Origin of the sequence: Williamsia limnetica (assembly GCF_003217475.1) — a bacterium.
Classification (GTDB): Bacteria; Actinomycetota; Actinomycetes; order Mycobacteriales; family Mycobacteriaceae; genus Williamsia; species Williamsia limnetica.
Genome location: NZ_QJSP01000046.1, coordinates 1 through 1,378 on the forward strand (window position 1 = coordinate 1; position 1,378 = coordinate 1,378).

General features: G+C 62.0%; 1 protein-coding gene. It reads left to right on the forward strand.

The window, feature by feature from the left end:
* Positions 1 to 230 precede the first annotated feature (230 nt).
* Positions 231 to 1,378: IS110 family RNA-guided transposase (locus tag DFR67_RS30105; RefSeq protein ID WP_110473119.1), on the forward strand; the 1,148-nt coding region annotated here is incomplete at its 3' end.

A 1,378-nucleotide genomic window follows, 5' to 3' on the forward strand; every position in this document is an offset into this window, starting at 1 on the left:
CCCGTTACCTTCTTCATAGTCCTCGGAATCGGGGGCTGCGGTCGCCAGACCTGGTATGACTTCTTGCCCCTGTCATCCATGATCCGGGGGGTGGTGTCGCCAGGTGTGGTGGCGTCGATGGACCGCTGATAGGGACAGGGCCGCTGATCGTGAGCAGGTCTCTTTGTAACGTGGGTGTCGGGTATTGACGTCAGATCGGCGACCGGTAGGACCGGACGAAGGACTGCTGGATGGACACGAGTTACGCCGTGTTTTGCGGCATTGACGTGGGAAAATCTGAACACCACGCCGTCGGCCTCGACAGCCAAGGGACGCGTCTGTACGACAAGGCTCTGCCCAACGACGAAACCCGATTACGGGCAGTATTCGACCAACTCGCCACGCACGGACCGATCTTGATCGTGGTCGATCAGCCCAACACCATCGGCGCATTACCGGTCACCGTCGCCCGCGCGTGCGGCCACCAGGTGGCATACCTACCGGGGCTATCGATGCGCCGGATCGCCGATCTGTATCCCGGCCAAGCCAAAACCGATGCCCGTGATGCGTTCATCATCGCCGACACCGCCCGAACCATGCCGCACACCCTGCGCAGAGTCGATACCGGCGATGACACACTGACCGAACTCGGCGTGCTCGTTGGTTTCGATGACGACCTGGCCGGCGAAGCCACCCGGATCAGCAACCGAATTCGCGGGCTGCTGACCAGTATTCACCCTGCGCTGGAACGAGTCTTAGGTCCGCGGATTGCGCACCCGGCGGTGTTGGAGATCTTGTCTCGTTGTGGTGGACCGACCGGAATCCGCGCCGCCGGTACCCGCAAACTCACCGCCATCGCCACCAAACATGCACCGCGCATGGGCACCAGATTGGCCGCCGACATTCGCACCGCACTCGCCGAACAAACGGTCGTCGTTCCCGGAACTGCCGCCTCCGAAGTTGTGTTACCGAAACTCGCTGACTCGTTGAAAGAGATTCTGCAGCAACGAAAATCTATCGGTGCCGATGTGGAGAGGATGCTTGATGAGCACCCTCTTTCCCGGGTCCTGACCTCCATGCCTGGCATCGGGGTCAGGACCGGAGCCAGGATCCTGCTCGAAGTTGGCGACGGATCCGCATTCGCCTCCGCCGGTCACCTCGCTGCCTACGCGGGAATCGCACCGGTCACCCACCGATCCGGAACGTCGATCCGCGGTGAGCACCCCGCTCGTTCAGGCAACCGCAAACTCAAACGCGCACTGTTTCTATCGGCGTTCGCCGCCTTGCACGATCCCGCCAGCCGCACCTACTACGACCGCAAACGGGCCGAAGGAAAGAAGCACAACGCCGCGCTGATCTGCCTGGCCAGACGCCGTTGCGACGTTCTCTACGCCATGAT